Source organism: Streptomyces sp. NPDC001617 (assembly GCF_053596855.1).
Genome location: NZ_JBSFHA010000064.1, coordinates 44,124 through 59,892, shown reverse-complemented (window position 1 = coordinate 59,892; position 15,769 = coordinate 44,124). Strand labels below are relative to the sequence as shown.

Sequence of the window (15,769 nt, the reverse complement as noted above, 5' to 3'; positions counted from 1 at the left end):
GGGGCCGATGCGGGGATCCACATGGATCTTGGGGCCGGGAGTGGCTCCCAGGACCGCGGTGTCGATGTGACCGCCGCGGATCATGCCGAAGGAGAGCGCGGAGTCGAAGAAGGAGGCACCTGGCAGGACGGTGACGGTCTCCTTGCCCGCGTTGATCAGGTCGGGGTCGACCTCGTCCTCGGTCGGGTACGGGCCGGTGCCGAGGATGCCGTTCTCGGAGTGCAGGACGACGTGGATGCCGGGCGGGAGGTGGCCGGGGACGAGGGTGGGCAGGCCGATGCCGAGGTTGACGTAGGAGCCGTCGGCGAGTTCGGCGGCGGCGCGGGCGGCCATCTGGTTCCGCGTCCAGCCGGAGAATATGGTCATGCGCGTGTGGCCCCTCGTGTCGAAGACGCGGAAATGCGAAGGTGTTCGATCTGCTTGTCCGCGGCCTGTTCGCCGGTCAGCTCCACCACCCGCTGGACGAAAACGCCCGGCGTGTGCACTGCGTCGGGGTTCAACTCGCCCGGCTCCGCCAGTTCTTCGACTTCGGCGATGGTGATGCGGCCGGCCATCGCCGCGAGCGGGTTGAAGTTGGCCGACGCCTTGCGGAAGACGAGGTTGCCGTGGCGGTCGCCGCGCCAGGCGCGTACGAAAGCGAAGTCGGTGGTGACGCCGTGCTCCAGGACGTAACGGCGGCCGGCGAAGTCGCGGGTCTCCTTGGGAGGGGAGGCGACGGCGACCGTACCGTCGGCGGCGTAGCGCCAGGGCAGCCCGCCGCGGGCGACCTGGGTGCCCACGCCCGCCGGGGTGTAGAAGGCGGGGATGCCGGCGCCGCCCGCGCGCAGGCGTTCGGCGAGCGTGCCCTGCGGGACGAGTTCGACCTCCAGTTCGCCAGACAGGTACTGCCGGGCGAACTCCTTGTTCTCGCCCACGTAGGAGCCGGTGACGCGAGCGATCCGGCCCGCGGCGAGCAGGATGCCCAGACCCTGTCCGTCCACGCCGCAGTTGTTGGAGACGACACTCAGGCCGGTCGCGCCCTGGTCGTACAGGGCTTGGATGAGGACGGCCGGGATGCCGCTGAGGCCGAAGCCGCCGACGGCCAGCGAGGCGCGGTCGGGGATGTCGGCGACTGCCTCGGCGGCGCTCGCACAGACCTTGTCCATGGCAGGAGGCACCTTTCTGTCGTGGGTTGCTGCTGCTCAATGTGGGGGTGACCGCGTCCACCGTGCCGGTGCGGCCGAGCAGCGGCTTCTGGACGCCCGCCTTGCGCAAGGCGGGCGGGGCGGATGCGGTCATGTAGGTCTCGGTGTGGCTGGCGTGGAGCGGAGCGGAGTTCAGGCGGATGCTGTGTGGGCCGGGTTCCAGGCCCGCCGCCGGGCCACCAGCAGTCCGAGCGCGACCGCCGCGCTTGCCAGCCCCAGCAGTCCCACGGCGCCGGCCAGAGTGCCGACCGCCGACTCCACGGCGAGCAGCACCAGCGGGCACACGAAACAGCCACCGAAGTAGGCCGCCGTCCACAGCCCCGTGCCCCGGCCGCGGTCCTTGTACTCCAGCCGGGACATGGCACTGGTGAGGAGCGCCGGCAACAGCATCCCCGTACCCAGGCAGTTGATCACCGCACCGACCACCAGCAGGGGGACACTGCCGGCGAGGAACATCACGCCGAAGCCGGCCGCGCAGATGGCGAAGACGGTGGGCATCATCGGGTCCGGGGAGCGCTTCAGACGCGCGAAGGTGATTGCTCCGGCCACCGTGGCGGCGCTCGCGACCGCAGTGGCCAGACCGATCACACCGGTGTTCTCCACCCCGAGGCCGTCGAGCAGGTACGCCATCTCCACCGGGACGGTGTAGAAGACCATCGCCCCGAAGAAGGTCAAGGCGCAGATGCCCGCCATCTGCCGCCAAGGGAACGGGCGACGTGCGGGCTGGACACCCTCCGTGGCTCTCTCCGTGGCCTCGCGCACCGCCGGACTGGGGAGGGCGAGGGCCAGCATCGGGGCGAGCAGCAGGCTCACCGCGTAGACCCAGAACGGAACTCGCCAGCCCGCCGCGCCGGCAGCGCCGCCGAGTACGAAGAATGCCGTGGCGGACGCGGAGGCGCACATGGTCTGCAGGGCGAGGTACTTCACCCGCCGGTGACCGGAGTAGTAGTCCCCGATCAGGGTGGTGGAGCAGGTCATGATGGCGGCCTCGGTGACGCCGACCAAGGCTCGGCTGGCGATGATCGCGCCCAGCGAGTCCAGCCAGAGCGGTGCCGTGCCGAACAGCGCGTACAGGACGGTCGCCACCAGCAGCAGACGTTTGCGGCCCAAGCGGTCGACGATCACCCCGGCGAACGGGGCCAGCAGCGCCAGCGCCAAGGCCGGAACGGTCAGCGCCAGCGGAACCAGCGCCTTGGCGCCGGGGATCGACGCGAAGTGGTCCTGCATCTTCGGCAGCACAGGAGCGATCAGTACCGCCCCCAGCACGGGCAGACAGCTGCCCGCCATCAGCGCGGTCACCCTCAGCCGGTGCGCCGGGCCCGACACGCTCACAGGCGGCGGGGCGGAGTCTTCGATCGCGGGGGAGGACAAGGGCAGGGAAGCGGGCATGGTGACTCCAGGGGACGATGTGTGGGAGCGGGCATGCCGCACCGGCGCGGGCGGCGCTCGGCATGCAGCGGAGGACGTCACGCCGACGCGGTATCGGGGACGTGGCGTGCGGGTGGGACGACTATGCGGTCTCCGAGGGCAGCCGCCCACCCTCCGTGCGATCGGTATCCCGGATGTGGCGCATCCGCGCGACGAATGGGGTGTGGCGGCCTGAGCAGGTCGGGCTGTGACATGTGAGCAGTTCCGGGGAGCCCGAAAGGCCCGGGCGCGCAGGGCAGGTGCGTCGGGGTCAGGGCACAGACCGGGCCTCGACCGGCTGCGTCCGGATCTGCTCAGGGGCGGCTGCGGGGACGTCGGCGGCCGGTCGGCAGGGGTACCGGCTCGGGGCCGGGGACGACGGTGTTGCGGACGGAGCCGAGGACGTCCGCGGTGAGAGTGATGGTGTCGCCGGGCTTGAGCGGAGGCGGGACCTGTTCGCCTCGGATGCTCCACAGTTCCGCCAGGCAGCCGCCGTTGCCGCAGGTGCCCGAGCCGAGTACGTCGCCGGGGCGGACGACGGTGCCGCGCGAGGCGTAGGCGACCATCTCCTCGAAGGTCCAGCTCATGTTGGACAGCAGGTCCTGGCCGACGACCTCGCCGTTGATCTCCGATGTCAGGGCGAGTCGCAGAAATCCGTCGGCGTCCCGGTACGGTTCCAGCTCGTCCGGGGTCACGAGGTAGGGGCCGAGGGTGGTGGCGGTGTCCTTGCCCTTGCAGGGACCGAGTCCGACCTGCATTTCGCGGATCTGGAGGTCGCGGGCCGACCAGTCGTTGAACAGGGTGTATCCGGCGATGTGGTCACGTGCCTGCTCGGGGGTCAGGTCGCGACCCTCACGGCCGGTGATTACCGCGACCTCGAGTTCGAAGTCCAGCAGCCGGCTGCCTGGCGGGTACGGTACGTCGTCGTGTGCGCCGATGAGGGCGTGCGGGTTGGTGAAGTAGAAGGTGGGTGCGTCGTACCACGCCTCCGGTACGCCCTGAGTGCGCTCTCCGGAGCGCCGCACGCCCTCGATGTGTTCTTCGAAAGTGACGAAGTCTCTCACCGACGGCGGTTCGAGGGGCGGCAGCAGTCGTACCGCGTCCAGCGACACCGGGTCCGACAGGGCTGCGAGCTCTGTGGCTGCCCGTGGGAGACCGGAGTGGATCAGGCCGAGCAGCGTCGTGCCGTCGGGGAAGGGGCGTACGGCGGCACCGTCGACCACGCCGCAGTGACGGCGGCCTCGGTGCTCGTACGTGGCGAAGCGCATGGGGGACTCCAAGGGTCTGGGCTGGACCGGGGACGCGGCGGGCACTCAGGGCCGGAGCGGGGCGTCACCGCGCCGCCGGAGTGGGAGAGGATCAGACCGGCGGGGCGACGAAGCAGCCGCGGTCGACGTCGTTGAAGGACTCCTTGGCGACCATCTCGTTGACGGGGTTCGCGGTGCCCCACTGGTCCGAGACCTGTTCGGTGGAGAAGTCGTAGACGTGGGGGTGCCAGGTGTCCTCGTCCAGCTGCTCCAGCTCGGTGGTGTACTCCAGGGTGTTGCCGTGCGGGTCGTGGAAGTAGGAGAAGGTGTTGTCGCCCGCCAGGTGACGGCCGGGGCCCCACACCTTGTGCACGCCGGCCCGCAGCAGACGGCCGGTGCCGCGCATGTACTCGTCGATGCCGCGCATCTCGAAGGAGATGTGGTGCAGGGAGGTGTGCGGGCCCTGAGCGATGGCCATGGAGTGGTGCTGGCTGCTGATCCGCATGAAGTGCATGGCCTCGCCCATGCGCGGGTGCCAGAGGGTGTCGGAGAGGCGGAAGCCCAGGTGCCGCTCGTACCACTCCTTGGTCACGTTGAGATCGGGGGAGTTGAGGACGACGTGCGACAGCTTGACCGGGATCGACTCCTTCTCCTCGATCTTGCGGTGCTGCCGTACGGCGACGTCCGCGGAGACCTCGATGGTGCGGCCGTCGATGTCGAAGAAGCGGAAGCCGTAGCCGCCGCCGGGGGTGTCGAGCTTGCCGGGCCGCGAGATCAACCGGGCGCCGTCGGCGAGGAGTCGCTCGGCGAGGGTGTCGACGTCGGCGGGGGTGGCCGCTCCGAAGGAGACCAGGTCGAGGCGCTTCTCCTCGGCCTTGCGTAGCCGCACGATGTACTGCTCGGGGCTGCCCTCGGCGGCGAGGAAGGAGATCCCGGAGTCCTCGCTGGTCTTGGTCAGGCCCCAGACGCCGGCGTAGAAGTCGAGCTGTTTGTCGTAGTCGGGAACGGCCAGGTCGACGTGGCGCAGGTGGGTGAGCAGGCGGTCGCTCATGGGTGGGGCTCCTGTTCTCGTGGCCTCAGACAAGGCGCAGCAGCGATGCCGCGTTGGCACCGCGGATGGCGTGGTAGTCGAGATCGGGCAGGTCGGCGTCGCGCAGTGCGGCCAGCGGGTCGTCGGTGCCCATGTCGAAGGGGAAGTCGGAGCCCAGCAGCACTCGGTCGGCGCCCGCGCTGCGGATCAGCTCGCGCAGGACGGACGGTTCGTGGACGAGCGAGTCGAAGTACAGCCGCTTGAGGTAGCTGCTGGGCGGGTGGGCGCAGCCGCGGGCGTCGGGGCGGACCCGCCAGGCGTGGTCGGAGCGGCCGATGTGGCCGGGGAGGTATCCGCCTCCGTGCGCGGCGATCAGCTTCAGCTCCGGATGCCGGTCCAGGACCCCGGAGAAGATCAGATGAGACAGCGCGACGGCGTTCTCGGTGGGCTGGCCGACGGTGTTGGACAGATACCAGCGGTCCAGGCGCTCATCGAGGGTGCAGCCGTAGGGGTGGAGGAAGAGCAGCGCCCCGGTCTCCTCGGCGCGGGTCCACAAGGGTTCGTACGCCGGATCCGACAGTTCGAGGCCGGGTGCGTGCGAGGAGAGCTCGACGCCCGACAGGCCCTGCTCCAGGGCGTGTTCGAGAGCTTCGACGGCCAGGCGCGGGTGCTGGAGCGGGACCAGCCCGAGACCGCGCAGTCGCTCCGGGGCCTGGGCGCAGTGCGCCGCGGTACCGGTGTTGGCCAGCTCCCACACGGTGCGGGCGAGGTCTTCGTCGGCCCAGTAGTGGTAGTCGGGGACAGGGGACACCAGCTGTACGTCGACACTACAGGCGTCCATCGCGGCCAGCCGGGCCTTGACATCCGTCAGCTTGGGGATGCGGTCGCGGATCATCGGCCCGTTGACGGCGAGGGCCTGCGGGCCGGCCCGGCGGGCGTCCAGTTCGCGGGCGGCGGCCCGTTCCGGCCGCCCGGCTACGGTTTCCTCGACCTCGGGGAGCAGGACGTGGGCGTGGACGTCGATGGTCGGCGTTGTCACGGCAACTCCGTCAGCGCGGTCATCGTGCGGCCGATCAGACCGGGCACGTCGGCGTCGCGGACCCCGTCCAGCTGCCACTGGCAGATCTGGACGGAGCCGTCGACCACCATCCGGACCCGGGGGACGCGGCGCTCGTAGTAGGCGGTGAGCAGGTCGTCGTCCCAGACGTCGTGGGCGGCGAGCAGTTCCGCGAGGACCAGTGCGTCCTCCAGGGACATCGCGGCGCCCTGGGCGAGCGTGGGAGGACAGGAGTGCGCGGCGTCGCCGACGAGGACGACGCGGCCCCGGTGCCAGGAGCCCTCGACCAGGTGCCGGGTGAACCAGGTGTAGTTGACCTTCTTCGGGTCGGTGATGGACTCGCGGATCTCGTTCCAGGCGCCGCCGTATCCCTCGGCGAGACGGCGCATCTCGTCGGCGTAGGTGTCGGGGTCGAGGCTCGCCCGGTCCCGCTTCGGTTCGACGAGGTACGCGTAGAGGGTGTTCTGGCCTGTGGGGGTGTAGCCGGCGATGTAGCAGGGCCCTCCGTAGGTGAGGTCGGTGCGCTCGACGCTCTTGGGACGCGGGGCGGAGACGCGCCAGATGCCCATGCCGACAGGCTCGGGCCGCTCGCTGATACCGATCAGTGCGCGGGTGGCGGAGTGCAGCCCGTCGGCGGCGACGACCAGGTCGTACCGTCCGGTGGTGCCGTCGCTGAAACCGACGTCGACTGCGGTCCCGTCCTGCTCCAGGCTCTGGACGGTGGTGCCGAGCCGGACCCGGGCGCCGGATCCTCGTACCGCCTCGGTGAGGATGCGCTGGAGGTCGGCGCGCTGCATGCCGACGACGGCGGGAAAGTCGGGGCCGCCGGTGTGGTGGTCCGGCTGGACGTGCAGCACGGTCCCGTCGGGGGCTGTGAGGCCGAGGGTGTCGAATCCGAAGCCGTGCTTCTCGGCTTCCTCCCACACTCCGATCTCGCGCAGGACGCGCAGAGCGTTGCCCTGGGTGGTGATTCCGGATCCGGAGACGTTCCAGTCGGGTCTGATTTCGACGAGGTCGACGTCGATGCCGGCTTTGCGGAGCAGGACGGCCAGGCCGTTTCCTGCGGTACCGCCGCCGACGACGAGGACGCTGCGGGCGTCGCTGCTCATGACCAACTCCCTTGTTGGACGCGGATTGGGTGGGACTGCGGGTTCTGCGGGGGGACGGGCTATTTGACGGCGATGGGGTTGACCGGGGAGCCGACGGCGCGGGTGATGGGCAGGGGTGCGGCGGTGAGCCAGAACTCGTAGGCGCCGTCGCCCGCGCAGTCGGCGGCGAGGGCGTCGAGGTCCCACATCTCGCCGATGAGCAGTCCGATGTGGGGGATGGCGACCTGGTGCAGGGGCTGGAAGGCGTGGTCGAACTCGTTGGGCCGCACCTCGAAGCCCCAGGTGTCGGTGGCGATCGCGGCAATCTCGGTGCGGTGCAGCCAGCCCGCAGCGGTGAAGGAGAGGCCGGGCGAGTCACCGCCCGCGTAGTCGCCCCAGCCCTCGCGGCGGACCCGGGCCAGCTGCCCGGTGCGGACGAGGACGATGTCACCGCGGCCGACACCGACGCCATGCGCATCGGCGGTGGCGGTCAGGTGCTCCTCGGCGATGGCGAACCCGTCCGGCAGTTCGCCGTCCCGGCCCAGGACCAGTCCCACGTCGAGGAGAACGCCGCGCCCGGCCACATGCGGGGCCATGTGCTCGATACCGGTCACCAGGTCGCCCTCGGCGGTGACCACCTTCTCCGCGTCGCGCCCGTTCCACGCCTTGCCGTGGTCGAAGATGTGGCCGAGCCCGTCCCACTGGGTGGAGCACTGCAACGGCATGGTGATGACGTCGTCGGCGCCGCCGATGCCGTGCGGAAAGCCCTGGTTGTCGAGGGCCGCGTCGGTGCCGGTGGTCAGCATGGTGTGGATGGGGTTGGTGCGCCGTCGCCAGCCCCTCTGCGGGCCGTCCATGTCGAAGCTCTGCGAGAGGGAGAAACTGATACCCCGCCGGATGAGGGCCGCGCCCTCGCGGCGCTTGGCCTCGTCGAGGAAGTTCAGGGTGCCCAGCACGTCGTCGTCGCCCCAACGCCCCCAGTTGCTGTACGCCTTGGCGGCCTCGGCTATGGCACCCACGGGATCGGTGTGGTCCAAGGTCATGACGGCTTCTCCGCGACGCATCGGGTGCGCTGGGCACCGAGGCCGGTGATGGTCCCCTCCATGACGTCGCCGTCACGCAGCAGCCGCCCCCAGTGCATCCCGTTGCCGGCCGGGCTGCCGGTCAGCACCAGGTCGCCGGGGAGGAGCTGGGCCGATTGGGAGGCGTAGGACACCATGCGTGCGACACCGAAGATCATGTCCTTGGTGGACTCGTCCTGCATGGTCTCGCCGTTCAGCTTCAGCGTGACCCGCAGATCACCGGAGTCCGCGATCGATTCGGTCGGCACGATCCACGGGCCGAGCGGGGTGAAGCCGGGGGCGTTCTTGCTGCGCAGCCAGTCGGTGCCGATGGCGGGCATGTCCTGGCGGAAAACGGTGGCGCGGTCGGTGAGGTCGTTGGCCATCGTGTACCCGGCGACGTACGTCAGGGCTTCCTCGACGGAGACCCGGTAGGCGGGCTTGGCGATCACGGCCGCCAACTCCAGTTCCCAGTCCGGCTTCTCGGCCCAAGCGGGGAGTACGACGTCGTCGTACGGGCCCGTGATCGCGCTGGGCAGGCCGATGAACACGTACGGCAGGTCCTCGGCTGCCCGCCGGTCCATGACCGCGGCGATCTCCGCACGTGCCTCCTCGACGGTGCGCGGGTCGTCGGGGGAGCGGTGGGCGACTGCCAGGTCGATCACGTGCTGCCGGTAGTTGGCACCGGACTGGAAGATCTGCCGCGGCTCCACGGGGGCGTGTATCCGCAGACCGTCCAGCGGCAGCCAGTCACCGGCCGAATCCGCCGCCAGACTGCGCAGACGGGGCAGGACCTCGTTCCAGCGCTCCAGCAGCGTGCGCACAGTGAGTTCTGGTGCGCCCAGCGCGGTACGCAGGTCCAGCACGCGGGCGTCCGACAGGACGAGAGCGGGAAAGGGCGTCCTGCCTGGTGCGCTGACGGTACCGAGGGCGAAGGAGCCGGAGAAGAGCGGTGAATCAACATCACGTTTCACGGATGTGTCCTCTCAGTGGCGGTGCGACTAATCTGGCCGTCCCGAATCGATTGGGGAAATCGATTCGCCGGATGAAGCTCATCGGTGTCACCGATGAGCTTCAGGTCTCGTCTCCGACGGCCGACCAGCGCTCGGGAGTGTCATGCATTTGGCCAGCCTTGACCTGAATCTCCTGGTGGCTCTGCGCGCTCTGCTGGAGGAACGCAACGTCACCAGGGCCGGGCAGCGCATCGGGCTCAGCCAGCCGGCGATGAGCGGCGCCCTCGCGCGACTGCGCCGGCATTTCGACGACGAGCTCCTCTTCAGGACCGGCAACAACTACGAGCTGACCGCCCTCGGCCAGGCGCTGCTGGACCGGACGGCCCGGGCCTGCGACATGGCAGAACGGGTCTTCAGCAGCCAGGCCGAGTTCGATCCCGTCCAGGACGGCCACGAGTTCAAGATCATCGCTTCGGACTACGCCGTGACGGTCTTCGGCACCGAACTGACCCGCATCCTCCACGCGGAGGCGCCCGGCGTCCGGCTCCATTTCGAGCTGACTCCCGCCACGGTCACCGAGGAGACAGCCGCACTGCTGAGCACCACTGACGGGATGCTCCTGCCACACGGCTTCATCAGCGGCTACCCGGCGGTCGAGGTCTTCCAGGACCGCTGGGTCTTCGTGGTCTCACGGGACAATGCCGAGGTGGGGGACGCGCTCACGCCCCACGATCTGAACCGGTTGCCCTGGGTGACGTATCGGCGGCTGTACGACACAACGTCCACCCGGCAGCTGAGCATGCTCGGCATCGAGCCCCGCTCGGAGGTCTCCGCCGACACCTTCCAGGCACTGTGCTTCCTCGTCGCCGGAACCCGCAGAATCGCCCTCGTCCAGGCCCGGCTCGCCGAGCGACTGCGCGAAACGGCCGGCATCCGCGTCATGGAGCCGCCGCACGGCATGGTGCCCCTCCACGAAGCCCTGTGGTGGCACCCCGTACACACGCACGACGCGGCGCACATGTGGCTCCGCGAGACCATCGCGCGCGTCGCGAAACGGATGGCAGAGCGCTCACCGGAGGGATGACCATGCTGCCCTCAGAGCGCCGAGGGCCTTGGCCTGCCTTCCTCACCCGCGAAGACGCGGAGCTGCAGGGCGAGAGTGGAGTAGTAGCCCACCAGGGTCGTCAGCTCGAACAGGCCGCGTTCACCAATCGCCGACACCGCCGTGCGGTACTCGTCGTCGCCCAGGCTGCCGGAGCGCAGCAGCGAGGCCGTGGTCCGCAGGGCCGTCGTCTCGTCCGGGTCGGTCACGTCCGGCAGCACACCGGAGCGCAGTGAGGCGAGTTCCTCCTCGGCCAGACCGCAAGCGCGCCCCACGGCTTCGTGCGCCTCTCGTTCGAACGCGCTGCCCCAGTGCGCGGCGACGAGGAGCACAGCCATTTCACGGACGCGGTCGCTGAGAGAAGACCGGTAGCGCACCGCCGCACCCACGGCCTGCAGCGCGGCTCCGACCGGAGGACTGAGCAGCATCGCGTTGAACGGCCCCCGAAGCCGTCCCTCGCTGTCGGTGAGGGCGAAGAGCTGAGGACCGGCGGCACGTGGGCCTCCGGAGATCGACCGGTAGACGGCGGCTTGTTCCTCGCTCATATCGCCGGGAAGAAACCCAGCCAGGCGGGCGACCATCGTCGCTCCCTTCGTCGGTGCCGGGGAACTATAGCCGCGCCGATCACCGGAGTGAGTCAGCCCTCGCGGCGCAGCGCGGCCGGCGTCGTACCGAGGTGCGAGCGGATCACCCGGGTCAAGTGTTCCTGGTGGGAGAAGCCGCAGGCGGCCGCCACCTGGGCGATGGGCATGGATCCGGCGCGCAGGAGGCGAGCGGCCCGCTCCACGCGCAGCCGCACGAGGTACCGGTGCGGAGGGCACCCCGTGCGAGCCCTGAAACGCCGGGCGAACTGGCTGACACCGAGCCCCGCGGCGGAGGCGAGGTCCTCCAGCGACAGCGGCTCGGAAAGCCGGGCGTCCATGAGTTCCCGAACGGCCGTGAACTGCCGGTCGCTCAGACCCACTTGCCACTGCGCCGGCTCGGCGACGCGCTGCCGCACGCTGTGGCGGCGGGCCAGCTGGGCAGCGGTCATGAGGGCGAGCTGATCCGCATAGGTGCTCCCGCTGGGCTCCCAGTGCCGTACCACACCATCGAGCGCCAGAACGAGCTGCTCCAGCAGCTGATCCGTGGTGCCGAACTCCTCCTTCAGCCGCACCGGCCGGCCGTCCTCCGCCGTCGCTTGGAGGGCCACGTCCGACAGGTAGACGTGCACCGTGTTCAGATGACCGCCGAGTTCCACGTCCAGCTCCGTGTCGGCCGGATGCAGGAACAGGCCACCGGGCGGAACCTGCCGTGCGGCCGTCAACCCCCGGCGTCCCCTCCGGACCGTGACGGGGCCATCCAGATGCAGGATCACCAAGTGGCTGCCGGCTCCCTGAAAGGCGTCCCGATACGGCAGTTCCCGTTGCGTCGACAGATACAACTGCTCCCAGCCAAGTCCCGTGCTGGTGCGGACGGGACGCACCCCGGGCCGCGTCAGGATGCCGTGGGTGTCACCGAGGCCCATCTCGCTCATGAGGCCCTCCTTCGGGGCACAGTCCTGCTGCCCTCCGGCACAGGCGGGCAAGCACGGACCGAGCCGCGGCCGACGCCGGTTTTGTGCAAGACGATGCGGAGATTATGCAGGAACGGCCGGCGCACGGCCTCGAATACTGCGGGAGACACACTGGCCCCGCAGCACGGAGAGCAGCTTCATGAGGAGTTTTGTGCACACCACCGGCCCGAGCCGGGTGGCCTTCGGCGCGGGTACGCTCTCGCAGGTCAGCGATGAGGTCGAGCGTCTCGGCGGGGCCCGGGTACTGCTCCTCTCCGACGGATCACCGGCCCTGCGCAAGGACGTCGAACGGCTCCGCGCAGCCCTGGGCGACCTGGCGGTGGCCGAGTTCGACGGCGCGGCCATGCACACCCCCGTCGGGGTGACCGAGCAGGCCATGGGAACGGTGCGCGAGCAGCGCGTGGACTGTCTGGTGGCGATCGGCGGCGGCTCGACGACCGGCCTCGCGAAGGCCCTTGCCGTCCGCACGGACCTGCCCCAGATCATCGTGCCGACCACCTACGCCGGCTCCGAGGCCACCCCCGTGCTCGGCGAGACGGTGGACGGCCGGAAGGTCACCCGGTCCGCCCCCGGGATCCTGCCGGAAACGGTCGTGTACGACGTCGAGCTCACCCTCGGGCTACCGGTCCCGATATCGGTGACCAGCGGCGTCAACGCACTGGCCCACGCCGTGGAAGCCCTCTACTCACGGGACGCCACTCCGGTCACCGACGCCATGGCTCTGGAGGCGGTCGCCGCCATGGCCCGTGCTCTTCCCGCCCTCCACGACGATCCCTCCGACCTGGAGGCACGGGCGGAACTGCTCCAGGCGGCGTGGCTGGCGGGCACCTGCCTCGGTGCCGTCGGCATGGGACTGCACCACAAGCTCTGTCACACGCTGGGCGGCACCTTCGGACTGCCGCACGCCGACACCCACACCGTGGTCCTTCCGCACGCCATGGCGTACAACGCGCCCGCCGCACCGGAGGCGATGGACCGCATCGCGCGCGCCCTGGGCGTACCCGATGCGCCCACCGGCGTCTTCGACCTGATCCACCGGGTCGGCGGCCCGACGTCGCTGCGCGATCTCGGCATGGCGGAGGCCGACCTGGACCGCGCGGCGGAACTGGCCACCGCACAGCCGTATCCGAACCCGCGCGAGCTGACCCGCAGCGGCCTCGCAGATCTGCTGGGGGACGCCTGGCACGGTCGCCGCCCGCAGGCGGCGACCGGCTCCGCACCCGACCTGCGCGCGCTGACCGACGAGGTCGTGGCGAGCTTCGACGGCTGCGCGAACCCGCGCCTCAGGCATCTGCTCACCGATCTCGCCCGCACCCTGCACGCCTACACGATCCGCAACGACCTCACCCCGCAGGAGTGGCAGCGGGCCATCGACTTCCTCACCGAGGCCGGCCACATCACCAGCGACACCAGGCAGGAGTTCATCCTGCTCTCCGACACCCTCGGCGTGTCCAGCGTGGTCGACGCCCTCGCCAACTCCCGTGACCCGGACACCACTTCCTCCGCGATCCTCGGCCCCTTCTACGTGGCCGGGCCGCCCGCCGCCGAACACGGCAGCGACATCGCCGGAGGGCTCACGGGCACACCGATGTGGGCGGACATCCAGGTGACCGACCAGGAAGGGGAGCCGGTCGCCGGTGCCGTGGTGGACGTGTGGCAGTCCAACGAGGACGGCTTCTACGACGTCCAGCTCCCTGAACTTGACGGGCCGGTGCTGCGCGCCCGGTTCACCACGGATGCCGACGGGCGGTTCACGTTCTGGTCGATCCTCCCCTCGGAGTACCCGATCCCGGACGACGGGCCGGTCGGCAGGATGCTCTCCGCCGTGGGCCGCCACCCCTACCGCGCCCCCCACGTGCACTTCCTGATCGACGCCCCCGGCCACAAGCCGCTGATCACCCAGCTGTTCGTACGGGGCGGGGCCTACCTCGACGGAGCCCCTGGGCAGCGGGATGCGGTCTTCGGCGTCAAGGACGACCTGATCACCGACTTCGTCCGGCGAACCGGCCCGACGCCCGAAGGTCGGCCCATCGACGGTGAGTGGCGCCTGCTCGAGTTCACCTTCCGCATCGCGCGCCTCGGCGACTGAGCACGCCTCGGGCGCCACCCAGCACGCGACCCCCCTGACGATTTTCACCCAGCTTCCCGGAGACAGACAGCATGAGCACGCCTGAGAAGTACGACACCGACGTCTTGGTCATCGGCAGCGGACCCGCCGGCGGCACCGCGGCCCTGCTGCTGGCGACCTACGGTGTGCGCATCCACTTGGTCACCAAGTACGGATGGCTGGCCGACACACCGCGCGCCCACATCACCAACCAGCGTGCCATGGAGGTTTTCCGCGATCTGGGGATCGAGCAGGAGGCACTGGAGAAGGGCACACCGAGCCGCCTGATGGGCGACACCGTCTTCGCCACCTCCCTGCTGGGCGAGGAGATCGGCCGCATCCGCACTTGGGGCACCGGTGACGAGAGTCTGACCGAGTACGCCTCCCAGAGCCCCTGCGGCATGATCGACCTCCCGCAGACGTGGCTGGAGCCCATCCTTCTGGCCAACGCCGCCAAGCGCGGCGCCGTGGTCCGGCTCAACATCGAGCTCGTCGACTTCGAGCAGGACGCGGACGGAGTGACCGCACGCCTCTGCGACCGGCCCAGCGGCGCTGAACACACCGTCCGCGCCCGTTACATGATCGGCGCCGACGGCGGCCGCAGCATCGTCGCGGACAAGCTCGGTCTGCCGATGGAGGGGCAGATGGGCAAGGCCGGCAGCATGAACATCGTCTTCAGGGCTGACCTTACGCAGTACGTCGAGCACCGGCCCAGCGTCCTGTACTGGATCATGCGTCCGGGCGCCGATGTCGGCGGGATCGGGATGGGCCTGCTGCGGATGGTCCGGCCCTGGAACGAGTGGCTCATCGTCTGGGGCTACGACATCGACAACCCCCCGCCGAAGGTCACCGACGAAGTGGCGGCAGCGATCGTCCGTGACCTCGTGGGCGACGACGAACTCGACGTGCAGATCGACAGCGCCTCCCTGTGGACGGTCAACCATGCCTATGCGACCCGGCTGCACGCCGGACGGGTCTTCTGCGCGGGGGACGCCGTCCACCGGCACCCGCCGTCCAACGGCCTCGGCTCCAACACCTCCGTCCAGGACTCCTACAACCTGGCATGGAAGTTGGCGGCCGTGCTCAAGGGACATGCCGGGCCCGAGCTGCTGGACACGTACTCCGACGAGCGAGCCCCGGTCGCGAAGCAGATCGTCGGACGTGCGAACCTCTCCCGGGACCAGTTCCTGCCCCTGTTCGAGGCACTCGGCGTCGTCGGCGGAGACGAGGAGGGCATCACCAAGGCTCTGCACGCGGCGCGGCAGCCGGACGCCGAGGGGGCGAAGAAGCGCCGGGCCATCCGCGAGGCGATAGAGCTGAAGCACTACGAGTTCAACGCCCACGGTGTCGAGCACAACCAGCGCTACCAGTCGGCGTCCGTCATCCCCGACGGCACCACGGAAACGATGTCCCGCGACGACGAACTCTTCGGACACCCGACCTCCCGCCCCGGCGCCAAGCTGCCGCACGCCTGGCTCGTCGACCCGAACGGCAGGCGAATCTCGACGCTCGACCTCGTCGGCAAAGGCAGGTTCTCCGTCCTGACCGGCCTGGCCGGCACCCCATGGGCCGACGCCGCCGACACCCTGGCCCAGGAACTGGGCCTCGACCTGCGCGGCGTCGTCATCGACCGCGACGCGCACGACGCGTACGGCGACTGGAGCCGCCGTGCGGAGATCGACGAGGAGGGCGTGCTGCTCGTCCGCCCCGACGGGTACGTGGCTTGGCGTCGGCCGAGCGGAGCCGCCGACATCACCGAAGCCACCCGGCTGCTGCGGGAAGCGCTGACCGCGGTGCTCTGCCGGCCTGCAGCTGGGCCCCCTGACGCGTGAACAGACGTTCTCGCCGGCCTGGCAGCCGCCCGGGGCACGCTCGCCGGGGCGGGCCGGACGGCGAAGTCACAGGGCTGCGACTCATCCGCGTGACTTCCGTCAGGCAGGGTCGCGGAGAGACGCCTGAGAAGGCCGACGGCGGCAGC

Annotated in this window: 14 protein-coding genes; 3 read left to right on the top strand and 11 right to left on the bottom strand. The window is 70.1% G+C overall.

Annotation, left to right across the window (positions count from 1 at the left end):
- The 9 genes from ACWC09_RS36615 to ACWC09_RS36575 all read right to left on the bottom strand — a co-directional run.
- Nucleotides 1–366, bottom strand: a 366-nt coding sequence (locus ACWC09_RS36615) for a CoA-transferase (protein WP_450855347.1), incomplete at its 3' end; no start/stop codon positions are given.
- Nucleotides 363–1,145 (bottom strand): CoA transferase subunit A, encoded by a 783-nt coding sequence (locus ACWC09_RS36610; RefSeq protein ID WP_450855346.1) that lies wholly within the window; start codon nt 1,143–1,145, stop codon nt 363–365. The genes ACWC09_RS36615 and ACWC09_RS36610, both read right to left, overlap by 4 nt.
- A gap of 171 nt (nt 1,146–1,316) precedes the next feature.
- Entirely contained in the window at nt 1,317–2,573 is a 1,257-nt protein-coding gene (locus tag ACWC09_RS36605) for an MFS transporter (protein WP_450855345.1), read from the bottom strand.
- Nucleotides 2,574–2,905: 332 nt separating this feature from the next.
- Nucleotides 2,906–3,859: a fumarylacetoacetate hydrolase family protein gene (locus tag ACWC09_RS36600; protein WP_450855344.1), complete on the bottom strand. Its 954-nt coding sequence runs from the start codon at nt 3,857–3,859 to the stop codon at nt 2,906–2,908.
- Between the two features lie 91 nt (nt 3,860–3,950).
- Nucleotides 3,951–4,889 (bottom strand): VOC family protein, encoded by a 939-nt coding sequence (locus ACWC09_RS36595; protein WP_450855343.1) that lies wholly within the window; start codon nt 4,887–4,889, stop codon nt 3,951–3,953.
- Nucleotides 4,890–4,914: 25 nt separating this feature from the next.
- A complete protein-coding gene (locus ACWC09_RS36590; protein ID WP_450855342.1) occupies nt 4,915–5,907 on the bottom strand; it encodes an amidohydrolase family protein in 993 nt (330 codons plus the stop codon).
- Nucleotides 5,904–7,034: an FAD-dependent oxidoreductase gene (locus ACWC09_RS36585; RefSeq protein WP_450855341.1), complete on the bottom strand. Its 1,131-nt coding sequence runs from the start codon at nt 7,032–7,034 to the stop codon at nt 5,904–5,906. Before ACWC09_RS36585 ends, ACWC09_RS36590 begins: the two co-directional genes overlap by 4 nt.
- A 59-nt stretch (nt 7,035–7,093) precedes the next feature.
- Nucleotides 7,094–8,056 (bottom strand): cyclase family protein, encoded by a 963-nt coding sequence (locus tag ACWC09_RS36580; RefSeq protein ID WP_351577797.1) that lies wholly within the window; start codon nt 8,054–8,056, stop codon nt 7,094–7,096.
- Entirely contained in the window at nt 8,053–9,048 is a 996-nt protein-coding gene (locus ACWC09_RS36575; protein WP_450855340.1) for a fumarylacetoacetate hydrolase family protein, read from the bottom strand. Before ACWC09_RS36575 ends, ACWC09_RS36580 begins: the two co-directional genes overlap by 4 nt.
- Nucleotides 9,049–9,190: 142 nt before the next feature.
- Between ACWC09_RS36575 and ACWC09_RS36570 the strand changes: the two genes are divergently transcribed.
- Nucleotides 9,191–10,111, top strand: a complete 921-nt coding sequence (locus ACWC09_RS36570) for a LysR family transcriptional regulator (protein WP_450855339.1) — start codon at nt 9,191–9,193, stop codon at nt 10,109–10,111.
- Between the two features lie 11 nt (nt 10,112–10,122).
- Here the strand turns inward: ACWC09_RS36570 and ACWC09_RS36565 are convergent, their stop codons facing one another.
- Both ACWC09_RS36565 and ACWC09_RS36560 read right to left on the bottom strand, forming a co-directional pair.
- Nucleotides 10,123–10,674 (bottom strand): carboxymuconolactone decarboxylase family protein, encoded by a 552-nt coding sequence (locus tag ACWC09_RS36565; RefSeq protein ID WP_450855338.1) that lies wholly within the window; start codon nt 10,672–10,674, stop codon nt 10,123–10,125.
- Nucleotides 10,675–10,766: 92 nt separating this feature from the next.
- Nucleotides 10,767–11,645, bottom strand: a complete 879-nt coding sequence (locus ACWC09_RS36560; RefSeq protein WP_450855337.1) for a helix-turn-helix domain-containing protein — start codon at nt 11,643–11,645, stop codon at nt 10,767–10,769.
- Between the two features lie 178 nt (nt 11,646–11,823).
- Between ACWC09_RS36560 and ACWC09_RS36555 the strand changes: the two genes are divergently transcribed.
- Entirely contained in the window at nt 11,824–13,773 is a 1,950-nt protein-coding gene (locus ACWC09_RS36555; protein WP_450855336.1) for a maleylacetate reductase and hydroxyquinol 1,2-dioxygenase domain-containing protein, read from the top strand.
- A 71-nt stretch (nt 13,774–13,844) separates the two neighbouring features.
- The gene (locus ACWC09_RS36550) at nt 13,845–15,623 is read left to right on the top strand and encodes an FAD-dependent oxidoreductase (protein ID WP_450855335.1); all 1,779 of its coding nucleotides are present in this window, start codon (nt 13,845–13,847) and stop codon (nt 15,621–15,623) included.
- The last annotated feature ends 146 nt before the right edge of the window (nt 15,624–15,769 follow it).

What these genes read in the sequence shown, in the direction of transcription:
- ACWC09_RS36570 (WP_450855339.1), top strand. Translation starts at nt 9,191, where the DNA reads ATGCATTTGGCCAGCCTTGACCTGAATCTCCTGGTGGCTCTGCGCGCT.
- ACWC09_RS36610 (WP_450855346.1), bottom strand. Translation starts at nt 1,145, where the DNA reads ATGGACAAGGTCTGTGCGAGCGCCGCCGAGGCAGTCGCCGACATCCCC.
- ACWC09_RS36550 (WP_450855335.1), top strand. Translation starts at nt 13,845, where the DNA reads ATGAGCACGCCTGAGAAGTACGACACCGACGTCTTGGTCATCGGCAGC.
- ACWC09_RS36560 (WP_450855337.1), bottom strand. Translation starts at nt 11,645, where the DNA reads ATGAGCGAGATGGGCCTCGGTGACACCCACGGCATCCTGACGCGGCCC.
- ACWC09_RS36580 (WP_351577797.1), bottom strand. Translation starts at nt 8,056, where the DNA reads ATGACCTTGGACCACACCGATCCCGTGGGTGCCATAGCCGAGGCCGCC.
- ACWC09_RS36585 (WP_450855341.1), bottom strand. Translation starts at nt 7,034, where the DNA reads ATGAGCAGCGACGCCCGCAGCGTCCTCGTCGTCGGCGGCGGTACCGCA.
- ACWC09_RS36595 (WP_450855343.1), bottom strand. Translation starts at nt 4,889, where the DNA reads ATGAGCGACCGCCTGCTCACCCACCTGCGCCACGTCGACCTGGCCGTT.
- ACWC09_RS36600 (WP_450855344.1), bottom strand. Translation starts at nt 3,859, where the DNA reads ATGCGCTTCGCCACGTACGAGCACCGAGGCCGCCGTCACTGCGGCGTG.
- ACWC09_RS36605 (WP_450855345.1), bottom strand. Translation starts at nt 2,573, where the DNA reads ATGCCCGCTTCCCTGCCCTTGTCCTCCCCCGCGATCGAAGACTCCGCC.
- ACWC09_RS36555 (WP_450855336.1), top strand. Translation starts at nt 11,824, where the DNA reads ATGAGGAGTTTTGTGCACACCACCGGCCCGAGCCGGGTGGCCTTCGGC.
- ACWC09_RS36565 (WP_450855338.1), bottom strand. Translation starts at nt 10,674, where the DNA reads ATGAGCGAGGAACAAGCCGCCGTCTACCGGTCGATCTCCGGAGGCCCA.